Origin of the sequence: Mesorhizobium sp. RCC_202, from assembly GCF_041355295.1 — a bacterium.
Lineage (GTDB): Bacteria > Pseudomonadota > Alphaproteobacteria > Rhizobiales > Rhizobiaceae > Mesorhizobium.
The window spans coordinates 12,503-28,530 of record NZ_JBFUPO010000013.1; the positions used below are offsets into that span (position 1 = coordinate 12,503).

General features: G+C 62.8%; 14 protein-coding genes. 4 read left to right on the forward strand and 10 right to left on the reverse strand.

Features of this window, described 5'->3' with window-relative positions; translation table 11 throughout:
* Positions 1-2: 2 nt before the first annotated feature.
* Both AB6802_RS25415 and AB6802_RS25420 read right to left on the reverse strand, forming a co-directional pair.
* Positions 3-824 (reverse strand): ABC transporter permease, encoded by an 822-nt coding sequence (locus AB6802_RS25415; RefSeq protein WP_371012946.1) that lies wholly within the window; start codon positions 822-824, stop codon positions 3-5.
* A complete protein-coding gene (locus tag AB6802_RS25420; RefSeq protein WP_371012947.1) occupies positions 821-1,738 on the reverse strand; it encodes an ABC transporter permease in 918 nt (305 codons plus the stop codon). Before AB6802_RS25420 ends, AB6802_RS25415 begins: the two co-directional genes overlap by 4 nt.
* Before the next feature lie 393 nt (positions 1,739-2,131).
* On the opposite strand from AB6802_RS25420, the gene AB6802_RS25425 reads away from it, so the two are divergent.
* The gene (locus tag AB6802_RS25425; protein ID WP_371012948.1) at positions 2,132-3,550 is read left to right on the forward strand and encodes an aminotransferase; all 1,419 of its coding nucleotides are present in this window, start codon (positions 2,132-2,134) and stop codon (positions 3,548-3,550) included.
* Between the two features lie 203 nt (positions 3,551-3,753).
* Here AB6802_RS25425 and AB6802_RS25430 read toward each other — a convergent pair whose 3' ends face one another.
* Positions 3,754-4,956 carry an SRPBCC family protein gene (locus AB6802_RS25430; RefSeq protein ID WP_371012949.1) on the reverse strand — a complete coding sequence of 401 codons (1,203 nt, stop codon included), beginning with the start codon at positions 4,954-4,956 and terminating at the stop codon, positions 3,754-3,756.
* A gap of 27 nt (positions 4,957-4,983) precedes the next feature.
* Positions 4,984-5,352 carry a hypothetical protein gene (locus AB6802_RS25435; RefSeq protein ID WP_371012950.1) on the reverse strand — a complete coding sequence of 123 codons (369 nt, stop codon included), beginning with the start codon at positions 5,350-5,352 and terminating at the stop codon, positions 4,984-4,986.
* Positions 5,353-5,422: 70 nt separating this feature from the next.
* Here AB6802_RS25435 and AB6802_RS25440 point away from each other — a divergent pair, with 70 nt between their 5' ends.
* Complete coding sequence (locus AB6802_RS25440) at positions 5,423-5,833, forward strand: hypothetical protein (protein WP_371012951.1); 411 nt, start codon at positions 5,423-5,425, stop codon at positions 5,831-5,833.
* Between the two features lie 253 nt (positions 5,834-6,086).
* Here the strand turns inward: AB6802_RS25440 and AB6802_RS25445 are convergent, their stop codons facing one another.
* Both AB6802_RS25445 and AB6802_RS25450 read right to left on the reverse strand, forming a co-directional pair.
* Entirely contained in the window at positions 6,087-8,177 is a 2,091-nt protein-coding gene (locus AB6802_RS25445) for an ATP-binding protein (protein ID WP_371012952.1), read from the reverse strand.
* A gap of 33 nt (positions 8,178-8,210) precedes the next feature.
* Positions 8,211-8,939 (reverse strand): response regulator transcription factor, encoded by a 729-nt coding sequence (locus AB6802_RS25450; protein ID WP_371012953.1) that lies wholly within the window; start codon positions 8,937-8,939, stop codon positions 8,211-8,213.
* A gap of 92 nt (positions 8,940-9,031) precedes the next feature.
* Here AB6802_RS25450 and AB6802_RS25455 point away from each other — a divergent pair, with 92 nt between their 5' ends.
* Positions 9,032-9,733: a response regulator transcription factor gene (locus AB6802_RS25455; protein WP_371012954.1), complete on the forward strand. Its 702-nt coding sequence runs from the start codon at positions 9,032-9,034 to the stop codon at positions 9,731-9,733.
* Between the two features lie 79 nt (positions 9,734-9,812).
* On the opposite strand, the gene AB6802_RS25460 is transcribed toward AB6802_RS25455, so the two are convergent.
* A complete protein-coding gene (locus AB6802_RS25460) occupies positions 9,813-9,980 on the reverse strand; it encodes a hypothetical protein (protein ID WP_371012955.1) in 168 nt (55 codons plus the stop codon).
* Positions 9,981-10,083: 103 nt separating this feature from the next.
* Positions 10,084-10,416: a hypothetical protein gene (locus tag AB6802_RS25465; protein WP_371012956.1), complete on the reverse strand. Its 333-nt coding sequence runs from the start codon at positions 10,414-10,416 to the stop codon at positions 10,084-10,086.
* A gap of 349 nt (positions 10,417-10,765) precedes the next feature.
* Between AB6802_RS25465 and AB6802_RS25470 the strand changes: the two genes are divergently transcribed.
* A complete protein-coding gene (locus tag AB6802_RS25470) occupies positions 10,766-11,218 on the forward strand; it encodes a L,D-transpeptidase (protein ID WP_371012957.1) in 453 nt (150 codons plus the stop codon).
* Between the two features lie 302 nt (positions 11,219-11,520).
* Here the strand turns inward: AB6802_RS25470 and AB6802_RS25475 are convergent, their stop codons facing one another.
* Together AB6802_RS25475 and AB6802_RS25480 are read right to left on the reverse strand one after the other, a co-directional pair.
* On the reverse strand, positions 11,521-14,604 hold the full coding sequence (locus AB6802_RS25475) for an efflux RND transporter permease subunit (RefSeq protein ID WP_371012958.1): 3,084 nt from the start codon (positions 14,602-14,604) through the stop codon (positions 11,521-11,523).
* Positions 14,601-15,911 (reverse strand): efflux RND transporter periplasmic adaptor subunit, encoded by a 1,311-nt coding sequence (locus AB6802_RS25480; RefSeq protein WP_371012959.1) that lies wholly within the window; start codon positions 15,909-15,911, stop codon positions 14,601-14,603. The genes AB6802_RS25475 and AB6802_RS25480 overlap by 4 nt, the downstream gene beginning before the upstream one ends.
* Positions 15,912-16,028 lie beyond the last annotated feature (117 nt).

Consider the following 16,028-nt stretch of genomic DNA (forward strand, 5'->3'; position numbering starts at 1 on the left):
GCTCAAGCATAGAGGCCTCCCTCACTCTGGGTGCGTCTGGCCGCGCGGCGGCGCAGGATTTCGGCAATTGTCATCAACACGAAGGACGCAATGAGCAGCAAGGTGCCGAGCGCCAGCACGCCGGGCAGCTTGGCCGCAAAGCGCAACTGACCCCAGATGTAGATCGGCAGCGTCGCCTCGGTGCCGGTGAGGAAAAAGGCGATGATGAACTCGTCGAGCGAGATGGTGAAGCAGACGAGCAGGCTGGAGATTATGGCGGGCGCGACCATCGGCAGCGTCACCCGCCGGAAGGTGCCGAACGCGCTCTCGCCGAGGTCGGCGGAGGCTTCCTCGAGGCTGCGGTCGAACCCTTCGAAGCCGGACGTCAGCACCGTCATCGAATAGGGAATGCAAACCAGCACATGGCCGAGCACGACGGTGAACAGCGACAGGCTCAGGCCCAGCTGCAGCATGACTAGCAGCATCGAGATGGCGACGATCACCTCTGGCAGCACCAGCGGCGCCATGATCAGGCCGTTGATCGTGCGGCGGCCGGGATAGCGGTAGCGGGTGATCGAACGGGCGGCGAGAATGCCAAGCACCGTCGACAGGATCGAGGCGGAGATGCCGACGATCAAGCTGTTCCAGGCAGCGTCGAGAAGCGCCGGTGTGCGCGGCAGGTCTTCATACCAGTGAAGGGTGACGCCGGAGAGCGGGAATTTCGGCGTCGCTGCCGTGTTGATCGAGAAGATCGGCAGGAAGATCACCGGCAGATAGAGGAAGACAACGTAGAGGAGGGCGTAGGTCGACAGCCAGCTGGGCAGGAAACGTTTTATCGCCGTCATCGCGCCAGCCTCTGCAGGCCGCGCATGATCAGCACCGTGGCTCCGGCCATCAGCGAGACAATGAACATGGTGGTGACGGAAAGTGCCGCGCCCAGCGGCCAATTCGAGGCCTTGCCGAATTGCGCCTGGATGGCGTTGGCGATCATGACGCCGTCCTTGCCGCCGACCAGCTTCGGCGTGACGTAATCGCCGACGGTCGGGATCATCACGATCAGTGCCGCCGAGATCACGCCGGGTGCCGACAGCGGCAAAGTCACGCGCAGGAAGGAGCGCAACGGCCCGTCGCCGAGATCGGTTGCCGCCTCGACCAGCGTGCGGTCGACCTTCTCCAGCGAAACGAAGATCGGCAGGATGGCGAAGGTCGCCCAGGCATGGGTCAGCGTGATGATGACCGCGGTGGAATTATAGAGCAGCGCCGTCGACGGCTCGTCGATGATGCCAAGGCCCATCAGCCCTGAATTCAAGACGCCGTTGTAGCCGAGGATCACCTTCCACGACATGACGCGCAGCAGATAGCTGGTCCAGAACGGGATGGTGATCAGGAACAGCCACAGGCTCTTGTGGCGTCCGCCCTGGAAGGAGATGAAATAGGCGATCGGATAGGCAAGGACCACGGTGAGCAGGCTGACCGTCAACGAGATATAGAGCGAACGCCACAAAAGGTCGCGGTAGATCGGCTCGGTCAGCGCGATCCGGTAATTCTCCAGCGTGAATGTGTGGTCGATGGTGAGATAGTCCTGCGTCCAGAAGGAATGGGCGATGACGACCAGGATCGGCAGGACAAGCAGAATGAGGGCGTAAACGAAGGTAGGACTGATCAGGGCAAAACCCTGTACGGCTTCCGATTGCAGAAGGGGACTTCGTCTCAATCCCGCCGCATGCAACGGGGGCGACCCTTCCGCGGCAGCCGTCATTGCCGCGCTCCGGGCGTGATTTCAGTTGCTGGCTTGGACTGTCCCGCCATGCGGTCTTCCCATTTGCTAGACCAGGACGACGTTCCGTTGGGTCGCCATCCTGATCTGGCTCCTTGTTGGAGCATGATCTTATCCGAAAACCGGTTTCCCACTTTTCGGGATCATGCCTTGGCGCCGGCTGCCTGTTCCCAATTTATGCGTGGAGCGCGATCGCTCCCTGGCTTGCCGGCTTTCTTTCATCATGAGCGCATCCGCCGATTGAAATCAAGCGCTATTTCTGCGATATTGATTGAACGGATATTCAAAATGAAGTGAAGAAAGGCCGGATTTATGCGGTCTTCACCTCATCCTGATGCCCGATAAAATCCTGCACTCCGATGACACGAGGCGAAGATGGCGGCTCAAAGCAAGATCAAGGCAAACGAACGCGTCGAGACCGGTGATGACGACGCGGTCGAGCTCGCCAAGCGCCATCTCGTCCAGCCCTGGCCCTATGCCGGTTCTGTCGGCGACGAGGCGCGGGCGCTGATCGGCGAGGGCGATGGCATCTATATCACCGAAGCGTCCGGCAAGCGGCTGATCGACGGGCCTGCTGGCATGTGGTGCATCAATGTCGGCCATCGCCGCGAGGAACTGGCCAAGGTCATGTACGACCAGGCGATGGCGCTCTCCTACAACACGCCCTGGTACACGATGAACGCGCCGTCGGCCGAACTCGCGAGACGCATCGCGGATGCCGCTCCGGGCGACCTCAGCCACACCTTCTTCACCACCGGCGGCTCGTCGGCGGTGGAGACGGCGCTTCGCTTCATGCAGTTCTACAACAATGTGCGTGGGCGGCCGGAGAAGAAGGTGATCCTCAGCCGCGGCGGCGCCTATCACGGCTCGACCTATCTGTCGGCCTCGCTCAATGGCCGGCCGCGCGATCGCGACTGGATGGACGGCGCCGACGAGCTGGTGGTCAAGCTTTCCTCGCCCGACCCGTTCCGGCGCCCGAAAGGCATGAGCGTCGAGGCCTTCACCGATTTCCTGGTCGACCAGTTCCGCGCCACCGTCGCGCGTGTCGGCGCCGACCGGATCGGCGCCTTTGTCGGCGAGCCGGTGCAGGCCTCGGGCGGCGTCATCGTGCCGCCGGATGGGTATCTGAAGCGCATCCGCGAGATCTGCCGCGAGAACGATATCCTCTATGTCTCCGACGAGGTCGTCACCGGCTTCGGGCGGCTCGGCCATGTCTTTGCCTCGGGCGACGTCTTCGGCATCGATCCGGATATGATCACCTTCGCCAAGGGCGTCACCTCGGGCTATTTCCCGCTTGGCGGCGTCATCATGTCGGAGCGGCTGCTGAAGGAGCTGCGCCGCTCCAACCATCCCGACGCGATGTTCGGTCATGGTCTCACCTACACCAGCCACCCGATCGGCTGCGCGGTGGCGTTGAAGAATCTCGATCTCCTGGAAGAGAGCGTACTTCAGCACACCCGCGAGATTGCGCCCTATTTCCAGGCGCAGCTCAAGACGCTGGAGGAACTGCCGTTGGTCGGCGAGGTGCGCGGCGTCGGGCTGATGGGTTGCGTCGAATGCGTCGCCGATCGCGAAAGCAAGGATCCGCTGCAGCTCGACAAGGATGTCGGCAAGCGCATCGACGCGCATTGCCACGAGCTCGGCCTCTTGGTGCGGCCGTTGATCAATATGTGCGTGATGTCGCCGCCGCTGATCATCACCAAAGAACAGGTCGACGACATGGTGGGGATCCTGCGCGAAGGCATTTCTCGGACCATGGATGATCTGCGGAAAGAAGGGGTGTGGCGGGGGTGATTAGCCAATCTCCCCGCTTGTGGGGGAGATGCCCGGCAGGGCAGAGGGGGCGCTGTCCCGCCAGCATCTCAGCTATTGCAGCAGGGCACTTTCGTTAGTTGTGGACGATCGTAGGTGGCGAAGGTCGCGATCCTTCGCGCCCCCCTCTGTCCTGCCGGACATCTCCCCCGCAAGGGGGGAGATCAGCAGTTCCGGCGCCTCGCCTAGCCCCTAGACCTTAGCGCGTCGTTCAGGCCCCACATGTCCTTTTCCTCGGGTGCGGTCTCCAGGTTCAGCACCGGAATCTGCTTGCGCAGATGGTCATGGTGGCTGCGCACGCCGTACTCCAAATCCGACAAGTAGAAGCCTTCAAAAGCTTCCGACAGCATGGATTCGTTCGACCACACCGAAAGCTGGACGTCCTCGTTCATCGTGTCGCGGTCGATGCGGTAGGCAAGGTAGCGCGCCGCGGCCTGCTGCCTGGTCTCGTCCTTGTAGCGATAGACCGCCCCGCGCAGCAGCGTCTCGCCGGTCGACAGCGGGAACTCCTGATAGAACTGCACCGATTCCGGCATGATCGACAGCGCGTTGTTGGGGAAGATGCCGTAGTAGATCCAGGCCTTGCGCAGGTGCTCCGGCAGGTGTGAGGCGTCGGGCGCGTGCTTGATGTATTCGCGCACGCTCCAGCGTCGGCCGGCATGTAGATTGTAGCTGGCGAAGGATCGCGACACGCCGTTGATGAACGGCTCGTCGAAATAGGTCGCACCGTAGAGGTCCTGCAGCGCCGGATGCGCCATGGCGACGTGATAGCCTTCATTGTCGACGTCGCGCACCGACTTCCAGTTGACCGGCGACTTCTGGGTCCAGATGCCCCAGCTCGGCACCATGTCGGCGACGTTGTAGTGCGCCATCTCCGCCTCGATCGGCTTCAGCAGCTCGGCCACCGACGGTTGCGGGCCGCCCTTGCGGAAACGGATGAAGATGAAGCCCATCCAGAGCTCGAGGTCGAGCGGCATCAGGCCGAACTCGGTCTTGTCGAGATCGGGGAAGGAGCGCGGCCGGGCCGCACCGCGCAGCGTGCCGTCGAGATTGTAGACCCAGCCGTGGAACGGGCAGACAAGTGCGTTCTTGCAGGTGCCCTGACTGTCGGCGACGACACGGCTGCCGCGGTGACGGCACATGTTGTTGAAAGCGCGCACGACGCCGTCCTTGCCGCGCACGATCAGCGCGCGCTCGCCGACGACGTCCATGGTCAGATAGTCGCCGGGATTGGGCACGTCGCAGATATGGCCCGCGATCTGCCAATGATTGCGGAAGACGTATTCCTTCTCGAGCTCGAGCAGGGCGTTGGAATGATAACTCCACCCCGGCAAACCCCGCCGGTCCCAATCGTTCGGGATCGCCACGTCACGGAGGTGCGGGTTCATGGGCATGCTCTTCTTTTTGTTGAATACTCATTCAATAAAAGCATATTTTATATTGAAATGCAATGGCTTGCAGAAATATGAAAAATCCCAGGCTTCGGATTTTAAGCCACCCAAGCCAGGAAAATCACGGAAAATCCGGGTCTTAATCGAGGAAGCAAAACAGCGATTCTGGTACTGAAAATGCGCCTGCAAAGGGGTCGATTTCTCAGCAACCCAGGCGCCGGAAGCGGGGTCCGCGCAGCCACAATCAGGGTGCTGTGTGATGTCGTTTACAGTCGGCCCGGTGCAGTCGGGGCATATGAACCCGGACTCAATCACGGCTGAATGGCCGCAAGCAGGACGAAAACGGCGGCAAAACGGCTGTTTCAATCTTGTTACACGGACGATCGCACTCAACCATTCAGCTGTTACCTGGCGCGATTAGGTTCGTTTCAAGGGAAAAAGAAAGATAACGAAGAGAACGGCGATGTTCGCGAAAGTGCAAACCGCTCAGACAAACCAGGGCCCGCACGGGCCGGAACGCAATGATCGCCGGCCGAAGCTGGCACTTCGCCAGCGTGCCAGCGACCATCCGATGGCGATGTTCATGCTGATCGGGGCCAGCGCTTTTGTCGGCATGCTGGTGGCGCCGGCGTCCGGCCCGGCTTTCGCTTCGATCAATCCGCCGGCCAATGTCGTTCAAGGCGCGCCGACGACGCAGAAGACCGCGCGCCTGCCGGAACCGGAAATCGATTTTGCCTGCAAGGGCCAGAACTGGGGCGCCGAAAGCGCTGACTGCCTGCGCGTCATCGCCGAGCAGTCCGGCCAGCACAGGGCCCGCGCGGTGCGCATGATTGCCAACGCGGCGCCGCTCACCAGCACGCCGAATATTTTTTAACAGCTTTCACGACCTCCCCGAGCGCCCCTCCTGCGCTCAAGTCAGGCTCCCACCGCTAAGTCGGTCGGGAGCCTCTTTTTTCGGGCCTGTCCATATTCAGGTGAGCTCGGCCTGCGAAGGGCGGGTTCCTGCGCTTCCGGTGCTCACGTACTTTAAGTACGCTCCGCTCCGGTTCTCGAAACCCACCCTTCTCGGCACGGGCTGACCTGAATCTGAACAGACCCGCGCCGGTTCAAAGCGCGGCCGCGTGCGTTCAGGTGTCGGCCGCGGCCTGGTCTGCGATGGCGGAGAGGACGCCGCGGACGTCCAGGGTCGAGAACGGCTTTTCCAGGATCTGCGGGCGCTGCAGCGGCGGCAGCGCCTCGATCTCGGCCTTGGCGCCGATCAAGTCGCCGGTCACCAGCACGAAGCGCTGCGCCAGTGCCGGCCGCTCGGCGAGCAGTTCGCGATAGACGGACATGCCGCTGATGCCCGGCATGCGCAGGTCGGAAAAGACGATGTCCGGCGGCATGTGGCCGGTGAGCACGTCGGTCGCCGACGTCCAGCTTGCGACGACGCGCGACTTCAAACCCATCAGTTCCAATATGTCTGACAGCGAACCGGCGACATCGGGCTCGTCGTCGATGATCAGCGCATGGCGCAGCCCGCTCGAACGCGGCGCGTTTTCGCCGGCCTTGGCGGCGCCGCCGGCGATCGCCGGCAACTGGACGATGAAGCGCGCGCCATGCGGCAGCACCTCCTCGAACCAGATGTTGCCGTTGTGGCGCTCGACGATCGACTTCGAGATCGACAGGCCGATGCCGGTGCCGACGCCGACCGGCTTGGTGGTGAAATAGGATTCGAAAATGCGCGAGCGGATCGCCTCGGGAATGCCTGGACCGTTGTCCTCGACCGAGAAGCCCGGGTTGCCGCGCTCGCCGCGAAAAGTGCGTACCTTGATGCATCTTTCGGCGGCGATCCCGGCAAGCGCGTGTTGGCTGTTGATGAGGAAATTCGCCGCGACCTGTGTCACATGGTCGGCATCGGCCATGGCAAGCAGCGGCCCGTCGGCGAAGTCGGTGTCGATGATGATGCCGCTGGAGCGCGCGCCGTAGGCCGTGACCTCGAGCGCCGAGCGCATCACCTGGTTGAGGTCGGTCTCGGCCTGCTCGGTCGGATGCAGGCGCACCATCGACAGGAAGCTCTTGACGATGCGGCCGCAGCGCTCGGCGGCGGCGCGCACCTTTTCGGCACGCACCTTGGTCTGCGGGTCGGGGGCGAATTCGTGCAATAGCGTCGATTGCGCCACCACCACGGCCAGCGGGTTGTTGAGTTCGTGCGAAACGCCGGCGAGCAGCGAGCCCATCGCCGCCATCTTCTCATTCTGGTGCAGCTTCTCGCGCTGGCGGTTGATCTCTTCCTCGGCATGCAGCTTCTCGCGCAGGTCGCGAATCGAGCCGAAGATCAGCCGCCGATCGGCAACGCGCATCTCGGTCGCGGTCAATTCGATCGGAAAGATTTCACCGGCCGCGTTCTGGGTCATCGTCTCCAGCCGATGGCCGACCATGGGCGCGCCACGGCCCGACATGTAGTCGGCGCCGGAGGTGTAGCCTTTGCGATAGTAGACGGGCACCACGGTGTTGAGCAGATCCTTGCCGAGGATGTCGCTGCGCTTGAAGCCGAACATTTTTTCGGCGGCCGGATTGAACTCGATTATCGAGCCGGCCTCGTCGATGACGAGGATGGCGTCGAGCGAAGCTTGCAGCATGGTGCGGCGGATCACCTCGCTGGCATGCGCCTCGGAGGGCGAGCGTTCGATGGCATCGCCGATGGCCAAGGCGATGATGTGCAGCGTCGCTTCTTCCTCGTCGGTCCATTGGCGCTCGGCGATGCAGTCGTTGACGGCAAGCGTGCCCCACAGATGGCCATGCGTGAAGACCGATACCGAGAGGAAGGACTTGATGTTCTGCTTCTCGAAGTCGACCCGCAGGAAGCCGTCGAGGTCGCGCGTGTGGCCGGCAAAGATCTTGCCCTGGCGTTCGTCCTCCTGCAGCTTTTCCAGCAGGGAATCCGAATTGATGATCGTCTGCATGATCACCGTTGGCGAGGCCAGTTCGCCGCCGAAGCCAGGGTCGATCCAGTAGGAGGCGACGGATTGAGCGAAGCCTTCGCCCGGCAGTTCACGCAGGCGAAAGAGGATGCCGCGCTGGCAATCCATCTTGCGGCAAATGGTTTCCAGTATGCCGTCCATCTCGCGCTGCCAGTCGCCGGCTTCACGCAGGCGGCGCACGACATGGACCGCCGCCATCGCGGCGCCACCCGGGCGCGAGCCATGCATGTCGGTGCGTCCTGCCTCAGCAGTCATGGTCGGCCGTCCTTCGGAGCCTGGTCGGCGGGCTCAATTGCTGTCGTTTGTCGGCAGCGAGAAGATATAGCCTTCGCCGCGCACCGTGCGCAGAAATTTCGGATTGGCCGGATCGGCTTCGATCTTTTTCCTCAGCCGCATGATGCGGATGTCGACCGCGCGTGATGATTCAGGGTCTTCCACAAAGCCGATCGCTTCCGAAATCGCCGCCCTGGTCAAAAGCCGGTTAGCGCGGGTGAGGAAAACCTCGAGCACGTCGAACTCGCTCTTTGCCATATCGATGACCGTGCCATTGACACCGGTGACCAGGCGGCCGTCGAAGTCAGCCTGGAAGCCGCCGAAATTCATGAAGCGACGGTCGCTGGTCGCGGCCTTGGCCGGCTGCGGTTCCGTCGCTTGGGGCACGCGGCGCAGCACGCTGCGGACCCGCGCCAGCACCTCGCGCAGTTCATAAGGCTTGACGATGTAGTCGTCGGCACCGAGTTCCAGCCCGACGATTCGGTCGAGCGCGGTGCCGGCCGCCGTGGCGTAAATGATACCGATCTGCGTTTTCGAACGCAGCCAGCGGCCGAGCGACAACCCGTCCTCGCCGGGCATGGCGATGTCGAGCATGGCGAGGTGAAAGGATTGCGTCTCGAACAAAGCACGCGCCGCCACGGCGTTCTCGGCCATGGTGACGTCATAGCCGCTGGCGCCGAGATACTCGGCCACGGCCTCCCTCAGATCCGGCTCATCCTCGACGACGATGATACGTGCCTTCACGACGCGCTCGCTCCCGCTTTCAGTGGAAAGTAGATTGGGTATAAACATGATGTCCAGCACTCATCTCGAGTTGTCTGTGGCGGGGGAAGAAAATGGCCGCACGATCCGTCATCGCGCTTGTGTCCGTCGCCGATGTGGTGGCGCGCGACCTTGCCGATCATCTCGAACGGCGCGGGCACGACGTGCGCCAGGCGCGCCAGCCCTGGGAAGCTGAATCGCTGCTTTCGGCCGGCGGCATCGATGTCGTGGTGATCGGCGACGACGTCAGCCAGGCGGAGGGGCGGGAACTGCTCAAGCGTTACAGTGGCCAGGGCGCCGGTGGCGAGGGCGGTCCCGATTTCATCCTGATCTGCCGGCCGCGCGATCTCGTCGACAAGGTGCTGGCGCTCGAGCTCGGCGCCGCCGATGTGGTCGAAAGCCCGCTCAACGTGCGCGAGCTTGCAGCGCGCATCGGCGGCCTGATGACGCGGCGCGGCAGGACTGGCGGGGAGTTGATCGTGCTGGAGAACGCGACCGTCGATCTGCGGTCGGCCATGGTGATGCATCGCTCCGGCACAGAGGACCAGCTGTCGCCCGGACAGGTGGCGCTGCTCAGGCTGTTCCTGGCCAGCCCGCGCAAGGTGTTGACGCGCGACGACATCATCGCCGCCGCGCCGGCCGAGAATGCCGATGCTTTCGACCGCTCGATCGACTCGCGCATCGTGCGGCTGCGTCGCAAGCTCGATACCGAGACCATCATCACCATCCGCGGCGCCGGCTACCGTTTCGATCCGCCAACCCAACGCAACGAGTGAGACGCGGCCGGCGAGACGGTTTTCATCGTTCGTCATCGGATCCTCGGCCTGATTTCCACCTGGATCCGACGTTCCGTGGTCAGCGCGCTACCAGGATCGATGGACCGGAAGGCATATTGGTGCTGATCGCGATCTCGCCGGCATGGGCGCGATCCTTGAGCAGCACCGTCGCCAGCGCGGCAAAACCAAGCAGGCCTTGAGCGTAAAGCAGTGCGGAAAGCACCGAGGCGGCCAATTTCGTCCTCATGTCTTTGATCCTCAATCTCAACGAGAGCGTTTCACCGAAACGGCGAAACGCCCTCTTTCTATTTTCAGCCACTCCGGACAGGAGTTGTTTTATTGCCGGTGCTTCAGGAAATCCCCGAAGTGCCCGCGCCGCTTACGGAGCCCCCCGCTGCGGCGCGGGCCTTCGGTCCTCTCGGCAGCAAGTAGCCGGAGGGGCCGCGCATCCCCATCGATCGAAGGCCGACCCGCCAGAAGGCCTTCAACCGGGAGACGCGCAGGCTGGAGACGATCCAGACCAAGGCGATGAACAGAGCCATGTGCAGCGTCGAAACCTCAGCGGTGCTCATCGCCGCCAGCGTCGTCACCGGATGGCCGGCCACGGAGGCGGCTCCACCGATCATTATTGCCGCGGCGCTGATCCTGACAAGCCAGGAGCGCAGGTTCGATGTGCTGTCCATTTTCGTTTGCTGTGTCTGTTCCCGTTGCGTCAAATCTGCCGCCAGCCTGTATCCACTTCATGCCGCGCACGCCGCGCTTTGTTGCAGATTGGTTTCGAAAATTGCATTTTTCCCTTTCATATGAGGGACATGAACTTTCGCTTCTGCGTTGAGCGGATTGTGCATCACGCCATCGCCACATGTCGGGCAATGGTCCGGGATACTTCTCGCAGTCCCCCTTTGTTAACTTATGGAAACAGATTCGAAACACAAACGAGTGTTAAGCGAAATAGAATTGAAACGGGCGAGCGAGATAAGGCGGCCATCGAAATTGAAGCCGGAACGCATCGGCAGAAAACAGAGGGACGTCATGAACACCGCCATCTCCGCCAAGCTCATCAATATCACTGCCGCCGCGCTCACCGGTGCGGCACTGCTCATCGGCAGCAACGCCGCCCACGCCAACCAGATCGTCGCCAAGGTTTCGCTGTCGCAGCAGATCATGGAAGTCACGGTCGACGGCCGGCCGACCTATACCTGGAAAGTGTCGACGGGTGACCGGCGCCACATCACGCCGACCGGCTCGTTCAGGCCGCAGAGCATGCATGAGATGTGGTATTCGAAGAAATACGACAACGCGCCGATGCCGCATTCGGTCTTCTTCAGCGGCGGCTATGCGGTGCATGCCACCTATGCCATCAACCACCTGGGGCGTCCGGCGTCGCATGGCTGCGTGCGGCTGCATCCGGATGCGGCGGCCGATTTCTACCAGCTTGTCGAGGCTTTCGGCCCGTCCAACACCAGCATCGTCATCGTCAAGTAACGGTCTGGATCAGTAGCAGGCGGGTTGCCGCCTTCGGTCAGTTTGTGAGTCGCAATTCCGGACGGAAGGCTACGGCGAAGTCGCCGAGCCCAACCGTTAGAGCAATTCCAGGAAAAGTGTGATCGGTTTTCCGCCCGGAATTGCATCAAAACAAAGAGATAGAGCGGTTCGCCGTTTCCGTGAAACGGTGAAACGGTCTAGACACTTTTCCTGGAATTGCTCAGTACCGAAGCCGTGAGGCGACCGTCAAAAAAAGAGGCCGGAATGATCCGGCCTCTTTTGTTTTTCGCTTCGTCGCCGTCTCAGTCCGGCAGCGCCGGCATCAGCTTCGGATCGGGCTTCTCGGCGAGATGCGGCAGGTCCTTGCTGGCGATGAAGGTGTAGAACATCGGCACGACGAACAGCGTGAACATGGTGCCGACCAGGATGCCGGTGAAGATGACCAGGCCCATCGAGTAGCGCGCCGCCGCACCCGCGCCGCTGGAAACGATCAGCGGCACGACGCCGAGCGCCATGGCGGCGGTGGTCATCAGGATCGGCCGCAGGCGCACCTTGGCCGAAGCGATAATGGCGTCGCGTCGCCGCATGCCGTGGATCTCGCGCTGCTGATTGGCGAACTCGACCAGCAGAATACCGTGCTTGGTGATCAGGCCGATCAGCGTGATCAGACCGACCTGGGTGTAGATGTTGAGCGTTCCCAGGCCAATGTTGAGCGGCACGATGGCGCCGAAGATCGACAGCGGCACGGCCATCATGATGATCAGCGGGTCGCGGAAGCTCTCGAACTGGGCGGCGAGCACCAGATAGATGACGACGATGGCGGCGGCGAAGGCGATCAGGATGGTGTTGCCCTGTTCCTTTTCCTGCCGCGACTGGCCGGAATAGTCGACGAAGAAGGTGTCCGGAAGCTGCTCCTTGGCGATATCTTCCAGCGCTTTCAGCCCGTCGCCGGTGGTCACGCCGGGTAGCGGCAGGGCCGAGATCGTGGCGGAGTTCAGCTGGTTGAACTGCTCGATCGCGGCAGGCGATGCGTTGGTCGAGATCTTCACCACCGCCGATAGCGGCACCATCTTGCCGTCCGTGCTGCGCACGAAATACTCGCCGAGCCTCTCGGGATTGTCGCGGAATTCGATCGGCACCTGCGGGATGATGTCGTAGCTGTTGGAATCGCGGTCGAACTGCGCCACCTCGGCGCCGCCGACCAGCAGCGTCAGCGTGCCGCCGATGTCGGCGATCGGCAGGTTGAGCGCCGCCGCGCGCTCGCGGTCGATGGTGACGGTCACCTGCGGCGCGTCATAGGACATCGAATTCTGCACGACGATGAAGCGGCCGGAGGCTTGAGCCTTGTTCTTGATCTTCTCCGCCTGGTCGAAAACCTCGGAGGGATCGCCGGTAGAGCGCACCACCATGGAGATCGGCAGACCGCCGCCGGAGCCCGGCAAGGTCGGCGGCGCGAAGACGAAGGCCTCGACGCCGGCAACCTTGGCGAGGCGGCCCTGGATGTCGGCCTGCAACTGCTTGGAATTGCGCTTGCGCTCGGACCAGTCCTTGAAGGCGAAGCCGACGAAGGCGCCGTTGGTGGCGCCGCTAAAGGCGACGGCCGAGAACTGCGCCCTGGTTTCGGGAATGTCCTTCACCAGGCCAAGCATCTGGTTGACATAGGTTTCCGTGTAATCCGATGTCGCATAGCGCGGGCCGGTCACGATCGAAAGCAGGAAGCCTTGATCTTCTTCCGGCGCCAGTTCGGTCGAGGTCTTGGTGAACATGAAGCCAGTGAGAGCGACGAGCGCCACGACGATGATCAGCGTTACCGGGCGGTTTCTCAGCGAAGCAGTGACCGCCCGTTCATAGAGATGCTCGACACGCATGAAGGTGCCGTCGACGATTCGCTGGAAACGGCCGTGCTGGCCGGGCTTCAGCAGGCGCGCCGACATCATCGGCGTGATGGTGATGGCGATAACGCCCGACAGCACCACCGAGCCGGCCAACGTCACCGCGAACTCACGGAACAATGCGCCGGTGAGGCCGCCGGTGAAGGCGAGCGGCGCGAACACGGCGGCCAGCGTCACCGTCATGGCGACGATGGCTGTCGCGATCTCGCGCATGCCGTTGAACGCCGCCTGCATCGGCGACATGTGGTCCTCTTCCATATGGCGGTGGATGTTCTCCACCACCACGATGGCGTCGTCGACGACAAGGCCGATCGCCAGCACCATGGCGAGCAGCGACAGAAGATTGATCGAGTAGCCGACGGCAAACAACAGGAAGCAGACGCCGATGAGCGACAGCGGGATGGTCACGATCGGCATCAGCACCGAGCGGAACGAACCGAGGAACAGAAGGATGACCACGATGACGATGGCGACCGCCTCGGCGATGGTCTTGAACACCTCCTCGATCGAGGCGCTGATCTGGCCGGTCGCATCGTAGACGACCTCGATCGTCATGCCTTTGGGTAGGGTCTCCTGGATTTGCGGCACGAGCTTGGTGACCGCCGCCGCCGTGGTCAGCGGGTTGGCCGCCGGTGTCGGGAAGATGGCGAGGAAGGTGCCGGGCTTGCCGTTGAAGCTCACCCTGGTGTCGGTGTTCGCCGCGCCGAGTTCGACGCGCGCCACGTCGCGCAGGCGCACAACGTCTCCGCCCGTCGAACGGATTGGCAGCTGGGCGAAGGCCTCGGGTGTCTGCAGGGTCGAGCGAACCGTGATCGAGGAGACCACATATTCATTCTGGGTGTTGCCAGGCGCCGACAGGAAGTTCGAATTGTTGATTGCGGTCAGCACCTCCGCGGCGGTGGCGCCGCGGGCGGCCAGCCGGATCGGGTCGATCCAGATGCGCATCGAATATTCCTGCGCGCCGAACACCTGGACGTCCGCCACACCTTCTACGGTGGAGATGCGCGGGCGGATGACGCGCTCGATGTATTCGGTGAGCTGCTCCTTCGTCATGTTCGGATTCTGCATCGAGATGTACATCATCGCGAACTGCTGACCGGTGCCCTTGACGATCACCGGGTCCTTGGACGCGTCCGGCAAGGTGCCGCGCACGCCCTGGACCTTGGACAGCACTTCGGCGAGTGCCACGTCAGGGTTGGAGCCGAGCTTCATCTGCACCGTCACCGTGCTGGAAGACGGGCGGCTCGACGAGGTCACGTAGTCGATGTTTTCCGTCGAGGCGACGGCGCGCGCGATCGGGGCCGAGATAAAGCCCTGGATCAGGTCGGCACTGGCGCCTGGATAGGCCGTGGTGACGGTGATCGCGGTCTCGTCGACCTTCGGATACTGACGGATCGACAGGCCGAAGATGCCCTGGAAACCCAGAAGCAGGATCATACAGGCCAGCACCGTCGACAGGACAGGCCGGCGAATGAAGAGGTCGGAAAAGCTCATTGCTGCTGAACCTGCTTATTCGCCGATTTGCTCGGGTCGATGGTGTTGTCGACGGCAACCGACATGCCGTTGAACAGCCGGTTCTGGCCGGCCGTGACGATCTGATCGCCGTCCTTCAGGCCCTGCGTGATCTCGACCATGCCATTGTTGCGTCGGCCAAGTTTCACGAACACCTGCGAGATGACGAGGGCCGGCTGCTGCGCGGCGTCGGCCGGCTTGGCGCCATCGGCGGCCTTGTCGGCCGGCTTTGCCGCCGCGTCGGCGGGCTTGGCGGCATCGGTCGCCGGCTTGGCGGCGTCGGCGGGCTTGGCGGCATCGCCGGCGGGCTTTTCGGCGGCGGCCTTCTGCTCGTCCGGCTTTGCCGGCGTGGCCGCGGCGCCCTCCGCAGGCTTTGCCGGCTCGACCACGAAGATATAGTCGCCGTAGAGGCTCGTCGTCACCGCTGTCTGCGGCACGGAGATGACGTTGTTTTCCTGCGGCAGCTCAACCCGGATCTGCACGAACTGGCCAGGGGTCAGCTTGCCTTCCGGATTGGCGACCTCGCCGCGGATCGAGACCAGGCGGCTCGCCGGATCGATCTTGGGGTCGATGCCGCGAATGGAGCCGGCAAACGACAAGTCCGCCAGGCTGCCGCCGAGCTTGACCGTCTGGCCGATCTTGAGCAGTGGCAATTGCTGCTCGGGAACGGTGAAGTCGACACGCATCGTATCGAGATCCTGGATGGTCACCACCGCGTTGCCGGGCGCCAGGTACTGGCCGACATCGATCTTGGGAATGCCCACCGTGCCGTTGAAGGGCGCGGACAATTGCTTCTGGTCGAGCACCGCCTGCAACTTGATAACCTGCGCGGCCGAAGCGTCCGCCGCGGCCCGCGCCGCGTCAAGCGTGGCGTCGGTGCCGACGCCGCGCCGCTGCAGTTCGATCGCGCGGGCGAGTGCTGCCTGATCCGAGGCGGCCTGGGCCTTCTGCGCCGACAGATCGGCTTTTTCCACGGCGTCGTCGAGTTGCACCAGCACCGCGTTGGCGGCGACCTTCTGGTTGGCGTGGAAGAGGATGTCCTTGACGATGCCGCTGGTCTCGAGGGTCAGGTCGACGCCGTGCACCGCATTGACGGTGCCTATCGCCTCGACGCCAGGCGTCCATTCCGAGGGCTTCACGGTAACGGTCGAGACGGTCGCGGCCGGCGGCTTCATGGTCGCGAAAAACTGCTTGATCGCGCTGTCGCGAAACAGGTTGAAGCCGACGATGCCGACGCACACCACGACGAGCAACGCCAAGAATCCGGTGATGATGAAAAAGCGTTTCACGGACAGTCCCCTCGAGCCGGCAACCGGCAAAACAATCGATGCCGGGACACATACCCACGATAAGTCCCGATTTCAAACGGCGGGCGCTTTACTGTACCGTCTGGACGGTGTTGTCAA